Origin of the sequence: Alicyclobacillus hesperidum (assembly GCF_900107035.1) — a bacterium.
Classification (GTDB): domain Bacteria; phylum Bacillota; class Bacilli; order Alicyclobacillales; family Alicyclobacillaceae; genus Alicyclobacillus; species Alicyclobacillus hesperidum.
Map to the genome: position 1 here is coordinate 117,594 of NZ_FNOJ01000004.1, position 21,322 is coordinate 138,915.

Here is a 21,322-nt window from a genome sequence, read left to right on the forward strand (position 1 = left end):
GGATGGGCGAAAGCACCTTCCATCGGAGAACGGCACGGCGTTCACCACAGCTTTCCGCCTCGCATACCGATAGACCATCAGCTCCGGGCGCAAGCGACCGACGTCGCCCGGGGACGCACAGAGGAGGTTGCCGCATGGTGCTCTCAAGTAAGGACCTCAGCTACCGTGAAATCATGGCGAACGCGGTCTGTGGCCGGGGCAATAAATATGCGCAGACGACGTACACTGTACGTCCGACGCACCGGCCCAGCACAATTGGCGGTTGCTGGGTGATGAACCATGTGTACGAAGCCGAGTTGGTTGGCGATTATGTCGAAGTTCGTGGCCGCTTTGATATCAACGTATGGTACTCGTACAACAACAATTCAGACACCGCGATCGCGAAAGAGACCGTCACCTATGTCGAACAAATTGCTTTGCGTGATGTAGACGACGAATGTGTACGTGACTCGCGGGAAGTTCGTGTACACGTCGTACAAAGCCCGAATTGCCTGGATGCGACCTTGACCGGGAACGGGTCGGAAGTGTTGGTTCGCGTCGAAAAGGAGTTAGGCGTTGAAATTATCGGCCAAACGAAGTTGTGCGTCATCACAGCCGACTTGGCCGAGAAAAAAGACGTGGATTTCTTTGAGGAAGAAAGCGTGCTGGAAGAAGTCGAGATCGAAGACTGAAGCCGTGCGTTTCGAAAAAATGGGGCGACGTGTCGCCCCATTCTTCTGTCTAGGGCACTGGGGGTGAAGCGGATGGAGAGCAAGAAACGCATCGTCCTGGCATTATACGTGGATGGCCCCATTGCGAAAGATCGGTTGTTTGGCGAACAGACCAAAATGTTTGAGGAACTCACTACATATGGTGACGATTGCGGTGTCACGGTGATCGTCCTCACGCCGGGCGATTTCTCTTCACGCCGCGGTTTTCGCTTCCAATCCGGACGCTGGGTGCGTGTGTCAGGTGTCGACCCTGACATCGTACTGCGTAGATCGGGGGTATTTACGCACAAACCTGTTTCGGCTGCGCGCGAGTTAACGGAGTTGCGAAAGAGTGGGTTACTGCACACGCTACCGCGACAAAGTGGGAACAAGTGGAGTTTGTACAGTTGGCTGAGTCGCGATCCGCTTGTGCGCTGTCACCTGCCACGCACGACACTTTGCACGAGCGGCAAACAGCTGTACGCGGCACTGCAGTCGCGCATGGACGTCTACCTGAAACCGCCAGGCGGCTCGCGAGGGGTCTCCATCTATCACCTTGAGCGTCGCGGGCGCGATGTGGTCGCTACATGGGAACGCCGCCTTGTTGACCGGACGCTGGATCAAGTCAGTTCGGAGTTTCGCCCAGAAACGGAGACCATCACGCGATCCTTGCGCAATGAGGCAGCCTGCCTGGCCTTTTGGCAGGAAACCGGATTGCGTCGCGCCATCGTCCAAGATGCGGTGCAACTGCCTCGCAAAGATGGTGCGCCGTATGACTTTCGCTGGTTGGTTTGTGACAGCGAAGATCCTGTGATTGTGGCACGCGTCGGCAGGATGGGTAGGCGTGGTGCGGTGACCACCAACATTCACACAGGTGGGCAGGCGGTTTGTGCCGAGGATCTGGTCGAACTTGCCGTGGGGACAAAGCAGAGCGATGCGGTTCTACGCACCATGGACGAGGTAGCCACTCGCATTGCGCAAAGGTTGGGCGCACGTCACGGCCCGTTCGCAGAGGTCGGGATCGATCTCGCTGTGACCGAACAGGCCGATGTTTTTGTGTTTGAAGTCAACCCTACACCCGGCAGGCGCATGTTGCGTGTACTTGATGCAGATTTGCACCGTCTGTCACTCGAATCGCTCATTGAATATGTTATCAAAGCCGCACGGCGTCGCGGCCAAAGTGCGGGAAGGGAGTCGTGAGCGATGAATGGCAAACGAGCGCAGGTGCAAATTCAAACGTTTGACAGTTCGGAGGCCGTGATTCGGACACATCCTTCGTTTGGATGCCAGAGCACACAAATGGAATGCGCCTACGGCGGGCGTAAACTGACGGTGCGCTTGGTGCCAGATGCTCGAATCCCCGTCGACACCCTCGCGGTTAGCAAAACAGCCGCCCGAAGGCTTCGCTTAGCGGCCGACGGGTGGACGTTTTACGCCACCGTTTCGGATAGTCAAATTCGGCTTGGCCCGCTTATTGGGATTCTCGCCAATCCGCGCTGGGACAAGGCAAAACAGACGCTGCGGCCAAGCGGGCAACTCGAGGGGTTGCGTAGAATGGTCGAGATTGCCGAGGAGCAAGGGGCCCGCTGCTTCCTATTCCATCTCACTGACATAGACTTGTCAAAGGGAAATGTGACGGGTTATACGCTCGATGATGGCAAGTGGGTGCGTCGACCGTTCCCGCTGCCCGATGTCATTTACGATCAGCTGGTATCGCGAAAAATCGAACGCGATCCGAAGTTGCAAGAAAAGCGGGCCGCGCTTTCCAAAAAGTATGGCAACAAGTTTTTCAACGACGGCTTCTTCGATAAATGGGAGGTGTACGAGTGGTTGCAGGATTCCGACGTTTCCAGCCACGTTCCGGAGACGATTCGACACCGTACATGGCGTGAAGCCATCGCGTTTGTCAACCGCCACTCGATGACCTTTTTAAAACCGCTACATGGCAGTCTCGGTCTTGGCATCGCCCGCTTTGTCAGGGCTCGCGACGGCAGCGTAGCTTACGAGTTAAAGCAGAGTGCACGTTCGGTGGTGCGTGGCAAAGGAGCTTCCGCAGCGGAGGTCCTCGAGGCGTTTCGCACGCGTTTGCGTCGACGGCCGTATATTTGGCAACAGGGCCTTGCACTCGCTACTTATAAAGGCCGTCCTGTCGACATTCGCATTCTTATGCAGCGGGATGAGAGTGGCGAGTGGAAGCGCACCAAGATGTTTGCACGCGTGGCGAAGTCGGGCGATTTTACGTCGAACCTAACCACTGGCGGCGATGCGATGACGGTTGACGCGGCGTTTTCCGAATGCCTGCCGAGTGCGGCGGATCGTAGACGGGCAAAGGCGCAGATTCGACGTTTGGCAAAAGAGGTAGCCGCCGCAGTGGAGGCAGGCTCGGGTCGCACATTTGGCGAACTTGGCATCGACCTTGGCATTGATCAGCAGGGGAAGGCCTGGATCATCGAAGTTAATTCGAAACCTCGAAAGGCGCCTCGGTCGGAAAAGGGAAGGCAGGACTTGGTCGATCTATCGTTTCGACGTCCCATTGGCTACGCGATCTATCTGGCGCAGCAATCGTCTTAAGGCGGTCGTTCGCGCAAAAGGGGGGAGTAGACCATGGCATACTACCTGCTCCACAACAACCAGCCCTCTGCCAAACGTTTGATTGCTCACGTGCCCGAGCTCACGCGCTACGTAGCGAGCAATCGCGTGACAGACCGGGATGTGCTCCTGCGCTGGGGAGCAGTCGACGAGAGCGATCCGGTGCAAGGCGCCGTGTTAAACAGCAAAGATGCCATTGCCCGAGTCGCGTCGCGAGCGCAGATGGCCAAGTTTTTGCGACGCGTTGGCGTGCGCGTTGCCGCCCGCACGAATCGCGAAGGGATGCCCGCATCGTTTGGCCGGCAGTATCGGATCCCATTGTTTGACTTCGAGCCGCTTGGCTGTTTCCGTTCAGACTCTGGCGTCAATTGGACGCAGACGCGCATTTCTCGCATTCATGCCTCTTTCGACGAAATTTCACTCGATGCGGACAACCAAACCAAGCGCGCGACATACTTAGCGACGCGCACGATGCATGCGCTTGGACTGGATTTCGGTCTTGTCAGTATCGGTGTTTCGGATAAAGGTTTGCTGCAAGTGCTGGACGTGAGTGCGACGCCTATCTTGGAAGGGCGTTTACTGGAGTTGTACCGCGATGCCATCACGCGGTTTGTCGAACGCGAAGAACAGGCGCGCCGCGGTGGGACGACAAACCTTGTGTTAGGTACAGACGTCGAAGTGATGTTACGCAATGCCCAAGGGAAAATGGTTCTGGCAAGCAACTATTTTCCGCGTCGCGGGCGGATTGGGTGTGACGACCGGAGCGTCAATTTCGATGGCAAGCGGTTGCCCTTGATGGAGTTGCGTCCTGCACCCGACTCGCATCCGAACGGACTCATCTTGAATTTGCGAGCGACCATGCGCGAAGCGAGCGAGAAAATCAACCGTGCGAACGTGGAGTGGCGCGCTGGCAGCATGCCGTTTCGTCCGTATTGCACAGGCGGCCACATCCATTTTTCTGGCGTGCCACTCTCGAGCCGACTCGTGAAGGCGCTCGATCACTATGTTGGGCTGCCACTGATGGCAGTGGAAGATCGCACGCGGGCAGGATGGAGGCGTCCTAAATACGGATTTCTCGGCGACGTGCGGCGCAAGGATTACGGGGGATTTGAGTACAGAACACCGGCCAGTTTTGTGTGCAGTCAAACGGCCACGGTGGCGGCGTACCACCTGGCGCATATGGTTGCGTTACATTACCGCGATCTGCCACTGTTCGACCTTTATTCTACGCAGACACAGGTGGCCTTCTACAATGGGCAATTGCAAACCTTGCGCCCGCTTATCCTGCGCAACATCGAGGCATTGCGGATGCACAGCGCCTACGCCCAGTACCGGGAATATGTAGAACCCCTGTTCGCCATGGTCGAAGCAGGGCAGACGTGGGATGAAACGCGAGATGTCCGGCGCGAGTGGGATGTACCTTTGGTGCGTACGACACCGGCAAAGCGCCGGCTGCGCAAGGTTCGTTGAGCAGGCTTAGGTAGACACCAGTGCAGGGAAATGAGGTTCAAGCCGTGAGTAAAGAGATGAATGCGGAACTGATTTGGTTTCGTCAACATGGCGCCGTTACGCCGGCTGTCTACGTGGGCAACAGGCGTCCGCCATTCAAAGGTGCGTGGCCGGCGTCTGCCAAGTTCGCGCATGTCGACGGCAGATGGCCCATCCTGCAATCACTGCCAGAAGGCATCGTCTATCGAGCGCCAACGAGGCTTGCGATGAGTGGCAAAGACGTTCATATCGTCGGCGAGGTGTACGCGATTTTGGCCGGCGAGGGGAAAGACGGCTTTGCCGGGGCGCGCCTCAATTTTCGCGATGTGATTGAGGCAGGATGCAAGGCGGGGGTCTTCGTATACGTCGTGCCGACCACAGGCGTCCGTTTGCATGCCCAGTGGCAAGGCTATGTCCGGTTGGGCTATCGAAGATGGATTGCCTTGCCTGTGCCGCGTCCACAGGCAGTGTACAATCGCATTCCCACCCGCGCGTTGGAGGGGCGAGCAAGTACTGTTCGGGCTCGGCAGACGCTCGCGGAATTGGCAATTCCAATGTACAATCCGTCGTATTTTCACAAGTCGCACATCTATGACATGATCCGTCGTCATGGCTTGGATGGCAATCTTCCCGACACGCGGGGCCGGCTGACCCGAGACGCGCTTGTGGCGATGTGCAGGCGCCATCAGGCGGTATATCTAAAACCTGCCGGTGGCAGCGTGGGTCATGGGATGATGCGCATTGATACAATGCCTCACGGATATACCGTTGCTGTGTTGAAAGATGGGCGGACAGCTCATTTTACCGCGGCGGGAGACGACGAACTCTGGCGGATCGTCCAACGTGAGAAGGTACGAGGCCAATATGTTCTGCAGGAAGCCATCCGATTGCTCGAAGTCGACGAAAAACCCTGTGACTTTCGCGTACTACTCCAAAAAAGCGCAGACACTTGGCGCGTCGTTGGCTACGGCGTGCGCGTAAGTGGCAAAGGGCGGATCACGACACACGTGCCTAATGGAGGTTCGATTGCCAACGCCAAAACTGTGCTCAGGCAGGCGTTTGGCGGCGATGCCTCGCAGGTCGAGGCAGAATTGGAAGTATTTGTACTGCGGGCCGCACAGGCAATCGACACCGAGTATGGTGGCCGGCTCGGCGAGATGTCGATGGATATAGGTATCGATCCAACAGGTAAGCCGTGGTTTTTTGAGGCGAATGCAAAACCCATGAAGTTTGACGAACCACAGATTCGATCCGCTTCGTTGACAGGCGTGATCGACCGGTTGCGCTATCTGGCCGGCCACAATTGACACAACGTCTGGTCACACAAGCGGCCAGGGCAGCGCAAAGCGGCGCTTGCCTTTTGTGATGGAGCGCAGTTGGTGAAACGGTATGTAATGCCACTTGCTGTCATACACCAGGATGGCTTGATGAGCGCGGATGATTTTGTCGATATCCGGGAAATCGCTCGCGTAGGATAACTTGTCTGGCGCGACGATGGCGCCGTCAAACCGCTCTTCCTGATACGACGTATACACTTCGAACGTTGGGATATTCAGCTTGTCCGACATTGCAATTCCTCCAAATACCGTGTGAGACGCTTACTGCTTATGGTATCATGTAGGGATAGATGTGCAATGACAACCGAATATACTTCGGACGGAGTGTTGAACGGTGGAAAATTTGATTAAATTGGCACGCGAAGGGCGCCTAGAGCAGGGGCTGGGTCTCACATTTGGGCAGACACACAGGCCAAATCAGGCGCAGCGCGTGTCGTATGACATAGAGGAGCTTACAAAGAATTATCGTGTGGGCAGCAAAGCCGACGGTTCGCCGTACCGCTTTCAGATCCTGACCTATGGCTGCCAGATGAACGAGCACGATACGGAGGTCATGGCCGGGCTTTTAACGGCTATGGGGTATGAGGCGGCGTCATCGGAGGCGGACGCCGACTTTATCCTGTTTAATACCTGTGCTGTGCGCGAAAACGCGGAGGACAAGGTGTTCGGCGAAATTGGCCGCCTCCGCCCCTTGAAAAACCGCAACCCTGAGTTGCTGTTTGGCCTCTGTGGCTGTATGGCACAGGAGGCGGGCGTGCAAAAGATGGTCCGCGAAAAGTTCCCTTGGGTCGATCTCGTCTTTGGAACACATAACATCCATCGTTTGCCCGCTCTATTGCATGCTGCGAAGGCATCGACAGAGACAGTGATGGAGGTCTGGGACAAGGCGCCAGAAACCGTTGAAGACTGGCCGAAGTTGCGCAAGGATAGCATTCGCGCCTGGGTAAATATCCAATATGGTTGCAACAAGTTTTGCACGTATTGCATCGTTCCTTATACTCGCGGTGTTGAACGCAGCCGCTTGCCAGAGGACATCGTCGCAGAAGTTGAGCAATTGGTTGCTGAAGGATTTCGCGAAATCACGCTGCTTGGACAAAATGTCAATGACTATGGCGTCGACCTTGGTACCGTCAACTTTGCGCAGCTGTTGCGCCGGGTCAACGAAATTCCGGGCATTGACCGCATACGGTTTACCACCTCGAATCCATGGAATTTTACGGATGAATTGATTGAGGCGATTGCGGAATCGGAGCACGTTGCGGAGCACATCCATCTGCCTGTGCAGTCAGGGAATAACGAAATTCTCCGCCGCATGAATCGGTCACACACGCGCGAGTACTATCTGAAGCTCGTGGACAAAATTCGCGCCAAAATTCCGAACGTGTCGTTAACGACCGACATCATCGTCGGCTTTCCTGGGGAAACCGAAGCGCATTTCCAAGACACATTGGCTTTAGTGCGCGAGGTCGAATTCGACAACGCGTTTACGTTCATCTATTCGCCGCGCGAGAATACACCGGCTGCCAACTTCCCGGACAGTGCCACGGAGGCTGAGAAGAAAGACCGGTTGCGGCGTCTAAACGAAGTGCAGTACGAAATTAGCTTGCGCCACAATCAGGCGCTGCAAGGCAAAATCGTCGAAGTGTTGGTCGAAGGCGAGAGCCGAACCAACCGCGATGTGTTGTCGGGGCGCACGCGAGGCAACCGTTTGGTGCTGTTTCCTGGGGACTTGTCGTTGCGCGGTCAACATGTGCAGGTGGAGATCACGGAGCCACAGACGTTTTTGCTCAAGGGTAGGTTGGTGCAAGCCAACGAGGTGGTATCGTGAGCGTGATAGAAAAGGACACGAACCGCGTGCTGCTGCTTGCTAAGGCGGATGCCATTGCAGCCGCCATTGCCGGTTCGGAGGAAGCCAAGTCGTTCTGGCAAGCCCGCGCAAAGATGGAGCGCCATGTCGAGGCGCAGAAGCTGTTCGACGAGTTGAAGCGCAAAACGAACGCCCTCTTGACCCTGAAGGACCGACTTGGCGAGAAACACGAGAAGTATCAGAGGATGAAGGCAGAGACGGACGCGTTGTGGGACAGGCTGGCAGACATTCCAGTCGCCCTTCAGTACAAGGCGGCGCAGGACGAGCTCAATGGCTTGCTTCAGGAGGTCACGCTCATCATGTTGGCGCGTTTGCGGGAGCAACTTCCGGTTGAGCGCGGGCCGCGCCAGTGTGGATCCGGAGGGTGTTCCAGCGGGGGCTGTGGCGGATCGTGTGGTGGGCATTGATGTTGGCAGCGCTGAATTGTCCACGGGGGGAAGCTCGATGAGCCTGACGCCGATGATGCGTCAATATCAGGAAATCAAGGCAACGCTCGAGGACACGTTGCTGATGTTTCGACTTGGCGACTTTTATGAACTGTTTTTTGAAGATGCCGTTGTCGCGAGCCGGGCGCTTGATATCACGCTCACGGGACGCGACGCAGGGGAAGCTGGGCGGATTCCGATGTGCGGAGTTCCGTATCACGCGTTGGAGTCATATTTGGAGCGCCTCATTGACCACGGTTTTCGCGTGGCCATCTGTGAGCAGGTTGAGGATCCAAAGACGGCCAAAGGCCTCGTACAGCGGGAGATTGTTCGCATTGTCACGCCTGGAACGGCGTTGGCCAACGAACAGGCAAACCGCTTCCTCGCGTCCTTTGTTGCGGCGGGAGACAAAGCGGGGGTTTGTTTTGTCGATGTGGGCACCGGCGAGGTGCTCTTTGGCGAAGGTGGCTGCGGGGAGTGCGTCGAGCAGTTGCGCCGCCTTGCGCCCATTGAACTGCTTATGGCACAGGGCGCAGAAATGCCTGAGCCGCTCGCACGTTATGTTTCGGAAGAACAGGTAGTGCTCACGCGGCGCCAGCTAGGGGCCAAGGGGTACCTTGAAAAACAATACCTCGTCGGGCAGCCGGAGGTCTTGGGCATAGACACAGCCTCCCCGGCACGCACCGCTTGTGATATGGCATTAGCCTACATTGAAGAGACGCAGAAGACACAGCTTGCACACCTGCAGGCGCCACGGCCTTTGTTCGAAGCAGATCACATGCTGTTGACGCAGGCGGCCATTCTTCATCTTGAGTTGACAGCCACCGCGCGCGATCGCGCCCGCAAAGGCTCGCTGCTCGATTTGCTTGATGAGACGGCTACTGCGGCTGGCAGCCGCATGTTAAAGGCGTGGTTGGAGCGCCCGCTTTGTAAGAAGGCTGACATCGAAGCGCGTCACGACGCGGTCGACTATTTCTATCAAGACTTCATTCTGCGCGAGGAAGTGCGCGAGGTGTTGCGCGGTATCCACGATATGGCGAGGCTGTTGGCGCGCTTTTCGTTCGGCAGCGCAAATGCGCGCGATTTGCTCGCGCTTGCGCAGTCGCTGAGAGCCGCCCGTCAAGTCGTGGACATCGTTCGGACACCAGCAGCGCCAAGCCTTCTGATGCGGATTGTCGACGCGCTACCGGATTTGGTTCCCCTTTATGAGGACGCGTTTGTCCAACTGGTTGACGATCCGCCTGCGACGATACGGGATGGCGGCATGTTTCGCGACGGTGTTCACGCTGAACTCGACAGATTGCGCTCTTTGCAGTCGTCCGGTCGTGCTTGGCTACGCGAGCTTGAACAGTCAGAGCGCGAACGCACTGGCATCAAGTCGTTGAAGGTCGGCTATAACAAAGTGTTCGGTTATTACATCGAGGTGTCGAAGGCGAATTTGGCTAGTGTGCCAGCCGAGTACGAGCGCAGACAGACGCTGGCCGCCGCCGAACGGTTCGTGTTGCCTGCACTGAAAGAGCGCGAAGCGGAAATCGTCTCGGCGCAAGAGCGAGCGGTTGCGTTTGAAGAAGGGCTGTTTCGGTCGTTCTGTGATCGCGTTCTGGCCGCAAGCGCGGGGATTCAACAGTGGGCGGAGGCCATCGCGCAGATTGACGTCTTGGCGACTCTCGCGCATGTCGCAAACAAGCGTCGCTACGTGCGGCCTGAGATGGTCGACGGCGTCGGCATCGAGATCGAAGCGGGAAGACATCCTGTCGTCGAAGCTCATGTCGGCGCGGATTTCGTGCCAAACGACACGTTGCTTACGCCAGAGGAACATATCATCTTGCTCACAGGACCGAATATGGGCGGTAAGAGCACCTATATGCGACAAACGGCCGTCATTTGCGCGATCGCGCAAATGGGTGGTTTTGTACCTGCGACGCGAGCCCGCATCGGCATCGTCGACAAGCTGTTCACGCGCATCGGGGCGTCGGACGATCTCGGTCGTGGACAAAGCACATTTATGGTGGAAATGACGGAGTTGGCTGAAATTTTGCGCCTTGCCACGGGGCGAAGTCTGATTCTCCTCGATGAAATCGGCCGCGGTACGTCGACTTACGATGGCCTCTCCATCGCCGAGGCTGTACTTGAGGATTTGGCGACGCGCTCGGAGCGCCCACTGACGATGTTTGCTACGCATTACCACGAGTTAACCGCGTTTTCGGAGTCGTTTTCCTGTGTTCGTAATCAGTCGTTGGCGGTCGAGGAGACCGGTAGTGGCATTCGTTTCTTGCACACGGTGATGATGCGTCCCTCCGATCGCAGCTATGGCATTCAGGTGGCTCGTCTTGCCGGTTTGCCAAAGCATGTCATCGACAGAGCACAAGAGTTGTTGCTCGCACGCGAGCATGCACAAGTCGATGTCCCCCACAGCGTGCGAGAAGCTGCTGCAACGGCTGCGGTAAATCCGCCTGCAACCCAACATGAGGCTCGGCTTCCAGGTGGCAATATCTCCGATCTCGCCTTGTTCGCAGGTCCGTACCGTTCTTTTGTCGAGTGGCTTGCGGGGCAAGATGTTATGCGGATGACCCCGCTTGATGCGATGAATGAGTTCTACCGGGCGATTGAGAAAGCGAGGGAGCTCGTTTCGTGGGACACATCCAACTGATGACTGCTGCGCTCGCCAACCAAATCGCGGCTGGCGAGGTCGTGGTGCGCCCTGCTTCGTGCGTCAAGGAATTGATTGAAAACAGTCTCGATGCCGGGGCGCGAGCGATTCAGGTGCATCTGCGGGAAGGCGGGATTGCGGAGATCGTCGTGATCGACGACGGTCAAGGCATGGACGAGCAGGACGCTGCTTTGGCGTTTCGCAGGCATGCGACGAGCAAAGTCTATGAGCCGCGCGATCTCGTCCGTATCCGCACGCTTGGATTTCGCGGGGAGGCGCTGGCGTCCATTGCGGCCGTGGCACGCGTCCGCTTGACGACGCGCGCAGTTGGAGCCGAAACGGCTGTGCGCGTAGCCGTCGACGGGGGTGAGATGGGACCGTTGGAAAAGGTCGGTGCACCTGTGGGTACCCGCATTGAAGTACGCGATTTGTTTTATAACACGCCGGCCAGGTTAAAGTACTTGCGCACCGTGCAGACGGAACAGGCGAGATCCGTGGAAGTCGTGCAGCAGGCGGCTTTGTCGCGAGCGGATGTTGCGTTTTCCTGCCAAACAGAGCATCATGTTTTGTTTCAGACGCCTGGCAATGGGGATGTGCGGGCGGTGCTTGCCGCGTTGTACGGCGTCGGCGAGGCCAAGCAGATGCTCGATGTGCATGCGGCGTCGAACGATTATCGTGTTTACGGGGTGATTGGACGCCCGACGCAAGCCCGTTCCTCCCGAGGTTACGCGCATCTTTTTGTCAACGGTCGTCCCATCCGCCACCCAGGCATTCATCAGGCAGTCGTTCAAGGCTATCAAAATCGTCTCATGGTGGGCAAACATCCGATGTATGCGCTATACATCGAGATGGATCCGAGCCTGGTCGACGTCAACGTTCACCCGCACAAGGCAGAGGTCCGCTTTAGCGAGGAGCCGGACGTGACGCGGCTGGTCAGCCAGGCTGTGGCTACAGCACTTGATGGCACCTTGCTTGCCGCGACGCCGGTTCGTGCTCGGCAACCGCACGTGACATCTGTTCAGCCACTGGCGTTAGACTGGCGGGGTGCAAGGGATGCGCAGGCGGCACCGGCAAGGCCGTCCCAGACGCCTGTACAGAGTGACAAGGCGGTTCGCGAAGGCTTGACAGAAGTGTATCGTCCGAATGAGTCTGCGCCGAAATCTGGACTCCCAGGCGAAGCCAGGGACCAAGTCGTAGATCCACTTGCGCATGAGGAACCTTTTGCGGCTGTAACAAGTCCGCATGAGACGATTCGCGACGAGCGGCCGACAGAATGGTCTTTACGCCCCATTGGGCAGGCACTAGGAATGTACATACTCGCAGACGACGGGGAATCGCTGTATATCATCGATCAGCACGCCGCGCACGAGCGCGTGCTATATGAAGATTTTTCGCAGAAATTGCGCGATCGTGGAGTCTTTGCGATGCCGTTGTTGGCGCCCCTCGAATTGACTTTGCCACCGGTCGTGTTTGAGCGGGCTATGGAGGTACAACAAGAACTTGCTAACATGGGATTGACATACGAGCCGTTTGGCGCGCAGCAGGTTGTCGTGCGGGCGGTTCCCGACATATGGCAGGGACTTGATGTGCAACGCTTGGCTGTCGAGGTATTTGATGACCTAAAGGCGCTGCGGGGAGACAGTGTGATCGAACAGATGCGCCAATCTGTCGCGACGCGCGCGTGTAAAGCGGCGATCAAGGCCAATTGGACGCTATCGCAGCCAGAAATGGAGGCGCTCTGCAGGTCGCTGGTCAAATGCCAAGATCCGTTTCATTGCCCGCATGGGCGTCCCATTTTTGTGCGAATGACCAACGGGGAATTGGAACGTGCATTTCGGAGGATTGTCTGATGGGCGTCTCGGATGCGGAGTTGATGGCGCAGGCGGTTGTGACCACGCCTCGCGACCCGGCTGTTTGGCAGGTCGCCAGAGCTACAGAGCTTGCCCGGATATTTCGGCTTCCTTATGTGAAGCGCGGAGATCGTAGCCTGGACGAGTTGCTAGAACGGTTTTCGGCCGTAGTCGCAGTTGCGGATCCGGCGCGCATCCACATGCGGGGCGCGTCGCACGCGCTGTTTTTTCACCCGAGTATGGCAGCTCAGCGACTGGATCGACGCCATCGACGCGGTGAACCAGATCGGCTTTTACGCGCGGCAGGCGTACAGCCGGGCGACGTGATCGTCGATGGTACGTTGGGACTCGCCAGCGATGCCATCGTCTTCGCCGATGCTGTTGGAATGAACGGCCACGTCGTGGGCATCGAACAATCGGCGTTGGTGGCAAGACTCATGCAGGCCGTACAGCACTGTGGATGCAAGGCGTACCCCGACGCGGCCGGTTTGTTGCGGCGGATCGAGGTGCTGGAGTGTGACCATCTTACGTGGCTGCGGCAGCAGCCTGACGACAGTGTCGATGTGGTGTATTTCGATCCAATGTTTCGACAGCCGACTGCAAATTCTCCGTCGATCGTGCCGCTTCGCCAGGCGGCGTCGCCACAGCCATTGCGCGATGAGGTCATCAGCGAGGCGAGGCGCGTCGCTCGGCGTGTGGTGGTGGTCAAGGAACGGCCGCAGTCCGGGGTATTTGAACAGTTTGGGCTGACGCCGGATCGACCTCGTGGGCAGTTCGCGTACGGCGTGTGGAGGAAGTACGTATGAAGCGCATTTCCATCGTTTGTATTGTAGGGCCAACGGCTATTGGCAAGAGTGATCTCGCGGTTGCGGTGGCTAAGCGGTATGGTGGGGAGGTGGTTTCGGCCGACTCCATGCAGGTGTACCGCGGTATGGATATCGGCACGGCCAAGCTGACAAAGGCGGAAATGGAGGATGTTGTGCACCACCTTATTGACATCGTGGATCCGGCGGACAAGTACACAGTAGCGCGTTGGAAACATGCGGCTGATGAGGTTATCTTAGACGTTGCAGGGCGCGGTCACCTGCCTGTCGTCTGTGGCGGAACAGGCCTTTATATTCGTGCTCTTACAGACGATCTCGATTTTGTCGACGCGCCAGAGACGGACGAAATCCGCGCACATTGGCAACAATACTTGGCCGAGCACGGCCCAAGGGCTCTTTATGAGGTACTGCAGCAACGGGATCCAGCGCGCGCAGAGCAGTTACACCCAAACGACGTCAAACGCGTCATTCGTGCTCTCGAGGTGGCAGATGCTGCTGGTGCCCCCATGTCTGCAAACTATGACTGGTCTGTCCGTGGCGGACGTTATCGCACATTGCTCATCGGCCTTACCATGGAGCGGGACGCATTATACCGACGTGTCGATCAGCGCGTGTTGCACATGTGGCAAGCCGGGCTTCCAAACGAGGTGCGGCGCCTTTTGGCATCAGGCCTTTCGCCGAGTGCCACATCGCTACAGGCCATTGGCTACAAAGAAGTGGTTGCCATGCTGGCCGGGGAGGTTGGCGAGCTGGAGACGATTGCGACCATCCAACGCAATACCAGGCGCTTTGTTAAGCGGCAGTTGTCCTGGTTCCGCCGCGATCCGCGGGTGGTTTGGTTCGAGAAGACGGAATCCGGCGACTTTGCATCGGGTGAAGAGACGCGATTATGGAGCACGATCGACGACTTTTTGAAGGAGAATTCACAATCTCCCCCGAATACATAATAGACCTGCAGAATGGAGTGTGAACGAACGATGTCCAAAACCCCATTGAATATTCAAGATACATTTTTGAATCAGGTGCGCAAAGATCGCATTCCTGTGATTGTGTATCTCGTAAACGGTTTTCAAATCCGCGGTGTCGTCCGGGCGTTTGATAATTTTACGATTGTTGTCGAGGCGGAAGGCAAGCAACAGATGATCTACAAGCATGCTATCTCCACGTTCATTCCGATGCGCCAAGTGACTTTAACGCAAGCAGAACCGGCTGCCGATGGGGATGCGGGGAACGCCTGATACTCCATGAGCCGTGAAAGTGAATTCTTTGTCGATGAGGTGGTTGACAAGGGAGGCCGTTCTGTGCTAATTTAATACCTGTCGCCACGGTGCCAGCGTAGCTCAGTAGGTAGAGCAACTGACTTGTAATCAGTAGGTCGCGGGTTCGATTCCTGTCGCTGGCTCCAGTTTTGGAGGGATACCAAAGTGGCCAAATGGGGCGGACTGTAAATCCGTTGCGGAATGCTTCGAAGGTTCGAATCCTTCTCCCTCCACCAAGTCTATAGGGGCGTAGTTCAGTTGGTAGAACGGCGGTCTCCAAAACCGCATGTCGTGGGTTCGAATCCTGCCGCCCCTGCCAATTCCATTTGGGGGTATAGCTCAGCTGGGAGAGCACCTGCCTTGCAAGCAGGGGGTCGTCGGTTCGAATCCGTCTACCTCCACCAAATGTTCCTCGATAGCTCAGCGGTAGAGCATCCGGCTGTTAACCGGAGGGTCGTAGGTTCGAATCCTACTCGGGGAGCCATTTTTATGTGTTGCTCCCATAGCTCAGTTGGCAGAGCGCATCCATGGTAAGGATGAGGTCACCAGTTCAAGCCTGGTTGGGAGCTCCAGTGCGGGCGTTTAGCTCAGTTGGGAGAGCATCTGCCTTACAAGCAGAGGGTCGGCGGTTCGAGCCCGTCAACGCCCACCATACAGAAATGTTGAAATCCCTTGTCAATAAGGGATTTTTTTATTGTAAGCTAGTATTGTGACATTGCAAGAATCCTCTAGGGACAATCATCGGTTGAGGAGGGGTGAAGATGGAGCATCTTGTGGTCGAAACGAAGGAAGGCGTGCGTACACTGACATTGAACAGACCTGAACGTCTGAATGCTATCCATGATCCACTAAGTTGCGAACTGATTCAGGCGCTTGAGGAGGCCTCTGCTGATGACGAAGTCCGTGTCGTTGTCATTACGGGGAGCGGCCGTGGTTTTTGCGCTGGGCTTGACCTGATAGACTTCTCACAGAGACAATCATCCGCAACATCGCGGCACCATCAATTGGACGAACTGGGCTGGGTGGGTCGGCAGGCATTGGCGATTGTGCACTGTGATAAACCGGTGATCGCCGCGGTAAATGGGATTGCAGCTGGTGCTGGACTTGCGCTAGCTCTGGCCTGCGACATGCGTTTTATGTCAGCAAGTGCACGGCTCACAACGGGGTACATTCGCCGTGGCCTAAGCCCTGACGCAGGTATGACGTATTTTCTGCCGCGGTTGGTCGGACAGGCAAAGGCTTGTGAACTCATTCTGACAGGACGAGATATCTACCCCGAAGAAGCGGAACGAATTGGACTGGTAAATGGGATTTTCTCCGATGATGTGTTCCACGAACAGGTCTCACATGTCGCACGGGAACTAGCGTCTGGCCCGCCAATCGCGATGACATTTTCGAAAAGACTGCTTGTTGCAAGCCTTGATGCGGATTTGACAACGATTCTTAAAGAAGAGTTTAGTCTGATTAAGCAATGTTTCGGTACGAAAGATGTGCAGGAAGGGATCCAAGCCTTTGTTGACAAACGAAAGCCTGTATTTCGGGGAGAATAGCTCAGTGGCTGCTTTCGCGAGCCAATTTCGTGGAGGAGCGGGGAATAAGAATATCTAGACCGGCTACGCATGGCCATCGGCCTCCCGTGGGTTGCGGACGAACAAATGGAGCGTCACGGGAGGTCTTTTTAGGTCTGATCCCCTTCGTCAAATTTGTTCGGTCACGAAAGGTTGTTGCCGAGGAAAACCCATGTTTTCATGTCATTCGTTGCGCCAGTTCCAAAATTACGCCCTCCGGTCCACGAACGAAGCATAGCTTATAACTTTCCTGATACTGTTGTACCTCGCTAAAAAGTTCTATGCCTTTCTTTTTCAGATTGTTGACGATGGTATCGATATCTTCCACCACAAATGCAAGATGTCGGATGCCCAGTGTATTGATCTTGGGCTTTGAGATCTCAGGTTCTTCGGATGGCGCTTTATATTTGACAAGTTCAATCCATGTTTGTCCATCTGCTGTTCCCAATGCAACACATGCAGTTTTCACACCCGTAAGGCCAAGAACGTGATCCAACCATTCTCCTTCCATTTCCCATTCCGCTTGTACCACAAGACCCAAATCGACAAAAAAGGATGTAGCGGCTTGGAGATCCTGAACATTGAGACTCACGTGGTCGATCCGATGAACCTTCATATTTCATCTCCTGTCGCCCAGGGCGAGAAAAGCCATTCCTTCCTGGAAGCATCTTGTACACTGTTTGCATGTTACCACATAGGCGGTTGTTTGTGTGGCTGTTTGTGCATATCGCAAAGAACAGGTCCGTGCATATAATCGGCTATGTCGCTGTCGTCTGGAGGGAGATTCGTGGTACAACCGATGCAATCGCAAGAGTCCTGGCGACGCGCGGAAGAATCCGCGCGGCACGGACTCTTCGTATTCTTAATTCTCCTTACGTTGGCCAACCTCGACATCATGGCACGCTCAACGCGCCGTGAACAAGAGAATGCGACTAAAGAATGGGTGGCGTGGGGAGTGGTCTTTGTCCTTCTAGCGTTTTTCATCATTGTCCCGGAACAAGAACAGATTCAGGCTCGGGTGGCGGCGGCTGGACGCTAAGCCAGGCGCCTAATACCCGTACATAAAATGTCCTTCGAAATGGCATGGATAAGATCCGAGAACGTCATTTGGAGGAATATGTGATATGCAGCAGCATGTAGAACCGGTTCCGACGCAACCTGTCAGTCGTAATCTGCAGGACAACGTCAATTACATTAATCAGTTGCTTGGCATCGGCACCACTTGGGACATCATGGCCAAGCCGTTCCGCTACGGCAAACTCAATATGATGTCGTATGTGACAAACGGCTTTTTCCTCACGATGAACGTCGTCCTGATCCTCGACAGTTTTCATAAATGTGTCGAAGAATTTGAACGGCAACATGAGGGCGAGGACTACACGATTGAGGACCTTGTATTTTACTTGAACACGCATATCGACTTTGTGCAGGTTCAAGTGATTGACCAGATGTCGGACGCGGTGCGATTCATTTTATCGGGGCCGTTGGTCACGTTTATCGATGGTTACGATAAGGTGTTGAATATCGACACCCGCGTCTATCCGATGCGCAGCATTTCACCGCCGATGATCGAGCGCGTTGTCCGGGGCAACCACGACGGGTTTACGGAAACGATGCTGATGAACACGACGCTCATCCGACGTCGTCTGCGCGACCCAAGGCTGCGTAACGAACTGTACCAGATTGGTGATCGCGGGCAGACGGACGTCAGTTTGATGTATATCAAGGATGTTGCGGACGAGGATACGGTCGCTTCGATCCGCGAGCTCATTCGCGGGGTCAAGACCGGTGGCATGATGATGGGGGAACAACAGTTGGTCGATTTGATCGGCAAGGTCAAATGGAACCCATATCCCATTGTCCGTTACACGGAGCGTCCAGATGTTGCAGCGACGGCACTTCTTGAGGGACAAGTTTGCATTGTCGTCGATACGACGGCGGAAGTCATCATTGCGCCAACGACGTTCTTCCAACACATTCAGCATCCTCAGGAGTATCACTCTTTCCCGCTCGTCGGTACCTATTTACGTTGGGTGATCGCGATTGCGGTGTTCATGAGTATCTTTTTGCCTGGCGCGTTTTTGTTGGCGAACCAACACCCAGGGATCCTTCCGCATTGGGCACTGTTCTTTATGGCGACTCGAAACGATCCGATGCCGTTATGGGCCGAATTGCTATTGGCGGAGTTCGCGCTCGACGTCTTACGGTTTGCCGTCCTCAACACGCCTGTGCCGATGTCGTCGGCCATCGGCATTGTGTCGGCATTATTGTTCGGCCAATTTGCCACCACGATCCACTTGTTGCAACCGGAAGTTCTGGTGTACATGGGCTTTGTCATGATCGCGCAGTATGCGACGACCTCGTTTGAACTGGCATCGGCCAACCAATTGTCACGGTTGTGGATCATGTTATGGACGGCGGTGCTGAACTGGGGTGGGTTTATCATTGGTACGGCGACGTGGCTGGCTTTGCTCCTGTTCACGAAGTCGTTTGGTAAGCCGTACTTGTGGCCGTTGATCCCTTTCCGCTGGAAAAATGGTCTGCGCGACCTCGTTGTCAGGTGGCCCAGTCAGGATCTTGCAGGTGTACCCGAAATCCTCAAACGCAAGCGCGGTCGTTTGAAATAATACCGAACGGCGGGGCCGTGTAAGCTCCGCCGTTTTTAAGTGCTGGAAGATTTAAAACATTCGTTTTACAGCCGATAGATGGTTGTACCAATACGATCCGGGAGCGACGCTGAGATAGCCTACTTTCGCAAGCCCTCCGCCACATTGGATCATTTGGCCGTTGCCGATATAAATGCCGACGTGCCCGCCGTCGTTAAAGCACAATAGGTCACCTGGCTGCATGTCGGAAATCGGAACAGGTGTGCCAACCGATTGATACTGCTTTATCGATGACGTTGTAAACGAATATCCAAGCGCGTGATGGTACACATACTCTGCGAAGTTGGAGCAGTCAAACCCATATTGTCCGCGATCTTCGTTGTGATCGAGCCGATAGGGAGTGCCCAATTTGCTTTGTGCAACTTGCAATATTGCGGCAAATTTTGCGGCGTTGGACGCCGTGATGGGGGCAATCGGCGTAATCGAGGGATCAAGCGTCACGCCAGGCGGCAAGGAGAAAATAACTTGATTCACTTGCTTTGTGTAGTAGGAGGTTGTCGTGATATACCCGGTTTTTCCGTCCGGAGCCTGCACATGATACCAATAGCGATTGCCGCCAGCAAGAAGCTTTAATTCTGTGCCTACAGGTTCCAACTGAATGCGGCCAGAATAGAGCCTTGGCTGTCGAATGATATAAGCACTATGCAGAACTTGCACAGCGGGTTGTGTCACGTTTTGTCCACCGCTGGTGGGGATGCTTCCTACGCCTGTCGACGTGCCTGCCATAGCTACGGAACTGCCCAGCGACAGAGCTGCACATGCGGCGACAATGGATGCAGATACGGCTTTAAGCTTCATGCCAAGTGCCTCCCTCTATCCTTGGTCTGGTATTCGATGAATGGGATGGAACGTCAATGATCCCATTCCAGTAACGGATCTCATGGATTCATTTTGGTATTCTGAGATCTCGTTTCCTTTCTGATCATAGCATGCGTATAACTTTCATGGGATATATAAATGGTAGAATAAGAGGGAATGTGAGTATCAAATTCCTTGCGACGTTTCCATGATGTTGCCAGGCGGGGCGTCGTGATGGTGATGTTCCAAACAAAATTCGGTATAGTGGTCATGATGGATAGCCTTTTGGAGGTGGCGTGCTTGATTCTTGTGACGGGAGCAGCTGGGTATATCGGATCGCACACATGCGTCTCGCTGTTAAATGCAGGCTACGACATTGTCGCGGTCGACAACTTTACCAACAGCAAGCCGGAGGCACTATCGCGCGTGCAGGAGATCACCGGCAAGACATTTTCCTTACATAGTGTGAACATGCTCAATCAGGAGGATTTGGATGCCGTCTTTGCTGAGAGCAACATTGAAGCGGTCATTCATTTTGCAGGCCTCAAGGCGGTCGGCGAATCGGTTGCACAACCTCTGCGCTACTATGAAAACAATCTTGTGAGTACCATCAATCTGTGCAAGTCGATGCAAAAGCACGGGGTCAAAAAGATTGTTTTCAGTTCCTCTGCGACCGTATACGGTGCCCAAGAACAAGTTCCGTTGCGCGAAGACATGCCGATTGCGCCTGTCAACCCGTACGGGCAGACAAAGGCGATGATCGAGCAAATTTTGCGCGATTTGGCTGTTGCGGACGAGCAATTTGGCGCGGCACTGCTTCGGTATTTTAATCCTGTGGGCGCGCATGCCAGCGGTCGTATCGGGGAGGACCCACAGGGAATTCCGAACAACCTCGTACCCTATGTCGCGCAAGTTGCCGTCGGTAAACGTGCGGAATTGACCGTTCATGGTGGCGATTACGATACGCCTGATGGGACCGGAATTCGCGATTACATCCACGTGATGGACCTGGCGGATGGGCACGTGAAAGCCTTGGCCTGGGTGATGAACCATACCGGTGCGGAAGCTTTCAACCTGGGTACGGGTAAAGGTTCAAGCGTTCTTGAAGTCGTACACGCGTTTGAACAGGCGTCCGGTGTGCGCATTCCTTATCATATCGGACCGCGGCGGCCAGGCGATGCGGCGCGTAGCTTTGCCGATCCGACAAAGGCACAACGGATCCTCGGTTGGCAAGCCACGAAATCACTGGCCGATATGTGTGCGGACACTTGGCATTGGCAAAGTCAAAACCCAAACGGGTACGGCGAATAAG

19 protein-coding genes and 7 tRNA genes are annotated in these 21,322 nt (G+C 55.5%); 23 read left to right on the plus strand and 3 right to left on the minus strand.

Going from position 1 to position 21,322, the window contains the following annotated elements; translation table 11 throughout:
* Nucleotides 1-134 precede the first annotated feature (134 nt).
* The 5 genes from cotE to BLU70_RS04345 all read left to right on the plus strand — a co-directional run bounded on the left by cotE (nucleotide 135) and on the right by BLU70_RS04345 (nucleotide 6,073).
* Entirely contained in the window at nucleotides 135-671 is a 537-nt protein-coding gene (gene cotE / locus BLU70_RS04325; protein ID WP_040290198.1) for an outer spore coat protein CotE, read from the plus strand.
* Nucleotides 672-743: 72 nt separating this feature from the next.
* Nucleotides 744-1,889 carry a YheC/YheD family protein gene (locus tag BLU70_RS04330; RefSeq protein WP_074692376.1) on the plus strand — a complete coding sequence of 382 codons (1,146 nt, stop codon included), beginning with the start codon at nucleotides 744-746 and terminating at the stop codon, nucleotides 1,887-1,889.
* Between the two features lie 3 nt (nucleotides 1,890-1,892).
* Nucleotides 1,893-3,260 carry a YheC/YheD family endospore coat-associated protein gene (locus BLU70_RS04335; protein ID WP_006447691.1) on the plus strand — a complete coding sequence of 456 codons (1,368 nt, stop codon included), beginning with the start codon at nucleotides 1,893-1,895 and terminating at the stop codon, nucleotides 3,258-3,260.
* A 33-nt stretch (nucleotides 3,261-3,293) separates the two neighbouring features.
* On the plus strand, nucleotides 3,294-4,748 hold the full coding sequence (locus tag BLU70_RS04340) for a putative amidoligase domain-containing protein (protein ID WP_074692379.1): 1,455 nt from the start codon (nucleotides 3,294-3,296) through the stop codon (nucleotides 4,746-4,748).
* A 44-nt stretch (nucleotides 4,749-4,792) separates the two neighbouring features.
* Nucleotides 4,793-6,073, plus strand: coding sequence for a YheC/YheD family endospore coat-associated protein (locus tag BLU70_RS04345; RefSeq protein ID WP_074692381.1), 1,281 nt, complete (start codon nucleotides 4,793-4,795; stop codon nucleotides 6,071-6,073).
* Nucleotides 6,074-6,085: 12 nt separating this feature from the next.
* Here BLU70_RS04345 and BLU70_RS04350 read toward each other — a convergent pair whose 3' ends face one another.
* Entirely contained in the window at nucleotides 6,086-6,334 is a 249-nt protein-coding gene (locus tag BLU70_RS04350) for a hypothetical protein (protein ID WP_006447688.1), read from the minus strand.
* Between the two features lie 103 nt (nucleotides 6,335-6,437).
* On the opposite strand from BLU70_RS04350, the gene miaB reads away from it, so the two are divergent.
* The 15 genes from miaB (at nucleotide 6,438) to BLU70_RS04425 (ending at nucleotide 16,528) form a co-directional block, all read left to right on the plus strand.
* On the plus strand, nucleotides 6,438-7,931 hold the full coding sequence (gene miaB, locus BLU70_RS04355; RefSeq protein ID WP_074692382.1) for a tRNA (N6-isopentenyl adenosine(37)-C2)-methylthiotransferase MiaB: 1,494 nt from the start codon (nucleotides 6,438-6,440) through the stop codon (nucleotides 7,929-7,931).
* Nucleotides 7,928-8,377, plus strand: coding sequence for a YlbF/YmcA family competence regulator (locus BLU70_RS04360; RefSeq protein WP_083341149.1), 450 nt, complete (start codon nucleotides 7,928-7,930; stop codon nucleotides 8,375-8,377). The genes miaB and BLU70_RS04360 overlap by 4 nt, the downstream gene beginning before the upstream one ends.
* On the plus strand, nucleotides 8,301-11,045 hold the full coding sequence (mutS, locus tag BLU70_RS04365) for a DNA mismatch repair protein MutS (protein WP_244885118.1): 2,745 nt from the start codon (nucleotides 8,301-8,303) through the stop codon (nucleotides 11,043-11,045). Before BLU70_RS04360 ends, mutS begins: the two co-directional genes overlap by 77 nt.
* Nucleotides 11,027-12,895, plus strand: coding sequence for a DNA mismatch repair endonuclease MutL (gene mutL / locus BLU70_RS04370; protein ID WP_074692390.1), 1,869 nt, complete (start codon nucleotides 11,027-11,029; stop codon nucleotides 12,893-12,895). Before mutS ends, mutL begins: the two co-directional genes overlap by 19 nt.
* A complete protein-coding gene (locus BLU70_RS04375; protein WP_143027480.1) occupies nucleotides 12,895-13,701 on the plus strand; it encodes a class I SAM-dependent methyltransferase in 807 nt (268 codons plus the stop codon). Before mutL ends, BLU70_RS04375 begins: the two co-directional genes overlap by 1 nt.
* On the plus strand, nucleotides 13,698-14,666 hold the full coding sequence (miaA, locus tag BLU70_RS04380; protein ID WP_074692393.1) for a tRNA (adenosine(37)-N6)-dimethylallyltransferase MiaA: 969 nt from the start codon (nucleotides 13,698-13,700) through the stop codon (nucleotides 14,664-14,666). The genes BLU70_RS04375 and miaA overlap by 4 nt, the downstream gene beginning before the upstream one ends.
* A gap of 30 nt (nucleotides 14,667-14,696) precedes the next feature.
* Nucleotides 14,697-14,957 carry an RNA chaperone Hfq gene (hfq, locus tag BLU70_RS04385; protein WP_040290189.1) on the plus strand — a complete coding sequence of 87 codons (261 nt, stop codon included), beginning with the start codon at nucleotides 14,697-14,699 and terminating at the stop codon, nucleotides 14,955-14,957.
* 91 nt (nucleotides 14,958-15,048) lie between these two features.
* A tRNA-Thr gene (locus BLU70_RS04390) sits at nucleotides 15,049-15,124 on the plus strand.
* Nucleotides 15,125-15,129: 5 nt separating this feature from the next.
* Nucleotides 15,130-15,214, plus strand: a tRNA-Tyr gene (locus tag BLU70_RS04395).
* A 7-nt stretch (nucleotides 15,215-15,221) separates the two neighbouring features.
* A tRNA-Trp gene (locus BLU70_RS04400) sits at nucleotides 15,222-15,297 on the plus strand.
* Between the two features lie 9 nt (nucleotides 15,298-15,306).
* Nucleotides 15,307-15,382: transfer RNA gene (locus BLU70_RS04405), tRNA-Ala, on the plus strand.
* Nucleotides 15,383-15,387: 5 nt separating this feature from the next.
* Nucleotides 15,388-15,462: transfer RNA gene (locus BLU70_RS04410), tRNA-Asn, on the plus strand.
* Nucleotides 15,463-15,474: 12 nt separating this feature from the next.
* Nucleotides 15,475-15,550 (plus strand) — tRNA-Thr (locus BLU70_RS04415).
* Between the two features lie 4 nt (nucleotides 15,551-15,554).
* Nucleotides 15,555-15,630, plus strand: a tRNA-Val gene (locus BLU70_RS04420).
* A gap of 109 nt (nucleotides 15,631-15,739) precedes the next feature.
* A complete protein-coding gene (locus tag BLU70_RS04425) occupies nucleotides 15,740-16,528 on the plus strand; it encodes an enoyl-CoA hydratase/isomerase family protein (RefSeq protein WP_040290186.1) in 789 nt (262 codons plus the stop codon).
* Nucleotides 16,529-16,724: 196 nt separating this feature from the next.
* Here BLU70_RS04425 and BLU70_RS04430 read toward each other — a convergent pair whose 3' ends face one another.
* On the minus strand, nucleotides 16,725-17,162 hold the full coding sequence (locus BLU70_RS04430) for a VOC family protein (protein ID WP_006447679.1): 438 nt from the start codon (nucleotides 17,160-17,162) through the stop codon (nucleotides 16,725-16,727).
* A gap of 171 nt (nucleotides 17,163-17,333) precedes the next feature.
* Between BLU70_RS04430 and BLU70_RS04435 the strand changes: the two genes are divergently transcribed.
* Nucleotides 17,334-17,585, plus strand: a complete 252-nt coding sequence (locus tag BLU70_RS04435) for a hypothetical protein (protein ID WP_040290183.1) — start codon at nucleotides 17,334-17,336, stop codon at nucleotides 17,583-17,585.
* Nucleotides 17,586-17,670: 85 nt separating this feature from the next.
* Complete coding sequence (locus BLU70_RS04440; protein ID WP_074692396.1) at nucleotides 17,671-19,173, plus strand: spore germination protein; 1,503 nt, start codon at nucleotides 17,671-17,673, stop codon at nucleotides 19,171-19,173.
* A 51-nt stretch (nucleotides 19,174-19,224) separates the two neighbouring features.
* On the opposite strand, the gene BLU70_RS04445 is transcribed toward BLU70_RS04440, so the two are convergent.
* Nucleotides 19,225-20,010 (minus strand): C40 family peptidase, encoded by a 786-nt coding sequence (locus BLU70_RS04445; RefSeq protein ID WP_237716486.1) that lies wholly within the window; start codon nucleotides 20,008-20,010, stop codon nucleotides 19,225-19,227.
* A 273-nt stretch (nucleotides 20,011-20,283) separates the two neighbouring features.
* Between BLU70_RS04445 and galE the strand changes: the two genes are divergently transcribed.
* On the plus strand, nucleotides 20,284-21,321 hold the full coding sequence (gene galE / locus BLU70_RS04450) for a UDP-glucose 4-epimerase GalE (RefSeq protein ID WP_192811478.1): 1,038 nt from the start codon (nucleotides 20,284-20,286) through the stop codon (nucleotides 21,319-21,321).
* Nucleotide 21,322 lies beyond the last annotated feature (1 nt).

Bases quoted from the DNA above. Each gene is read 5' to 3' on its own strand.
- hfq (WP_040290189.1), top strand. From the start codon at position 14,697: ATGTCCAAAACCCCATTGAATATTCAAGATACATTTTTGAATCAGGTG.
- BLU70_RS04430 (WP_006447679.1), bottom strand. From the start codon at position 17,162: ATGAAGGTTCATCGGATCGACCACGTGAGTCTCAATGTTCAGGATCTC.
- BLU70_RS04330 (WP_074692376.1), top strand. From the start codon at position 744: ATGGAGAGCAAGAAACGCATCGTCCTGGCATTATACGTGGATGGCCCC.
- BLU70_RS04445 (WP_237716486.1), bottom strand. From the start codon at position 20,010: ATGAAGCTTAAAGCCGTATCTGCATCCATTGTCGCCGCATGTGCAGCT.
- BLU70_RS04350 (WP_006447688.1), bottom strand. From the start codon at position 6,334: ATGTCGGACAAGCTGAATATCCCAACGTTCGAAGTGTATACGTCGTAT.
- cotE (WP_040290198.1), top strand. From the start codon at position 135: ATGGTGCTCTCAAGTAAGGACCTCAGCTACCGTGAAATCATGGCGAAC.
- galE (WP_192811478.1), top strand. From the start codon at position 20,284: ATGGATAGCCTTTTGGAGGTGGCGTGCTTGATTCTTGTGACGGGAGCA.
- BLU70_RS04425 (WP_040290186.1), top strand. From the start codon at position 15,740: ATGGAGCATCTTGTGGTCGAAACGAAGGAAGGCGTGCGTACACTGACA.
- BLU70_RS04440 (WP_074692396.1), top strand. From the start codon at position 17,671: ATGCAGCAGCATGTAGAACCGGTTCCGACGCAACCTGTCAGTCGTAAT.
- miaA (WP_074692393.1), top strand. From the start codon at position 13,698: ATGAAGCGCATTTCCATCGTTTGTATTGTAGGGCCAACGGCTATTGGC.
- BLU70_RS04340 (WP_074692379.1), top strand. From the start codon at position 3,294: ATGGCATACTACCTGCTCCACAACAACCAGCCCTCTGCCAAACGTTTG.
- BLU70_RS04335 (WP_006447691.1), top strand. From the start codon at position 1,893: ATGAATGGCAAACGAGCGCAGGTGCAAATTCAAACGTTTGACAGTTCG.
- BLU70_RS04375 (WP_143027480.1), top strand. From the start codon at position 12,895: ATGGGCGTCTCGGATGCGGAGTTGATGGCGCAGGCGGTTGTGACCACG.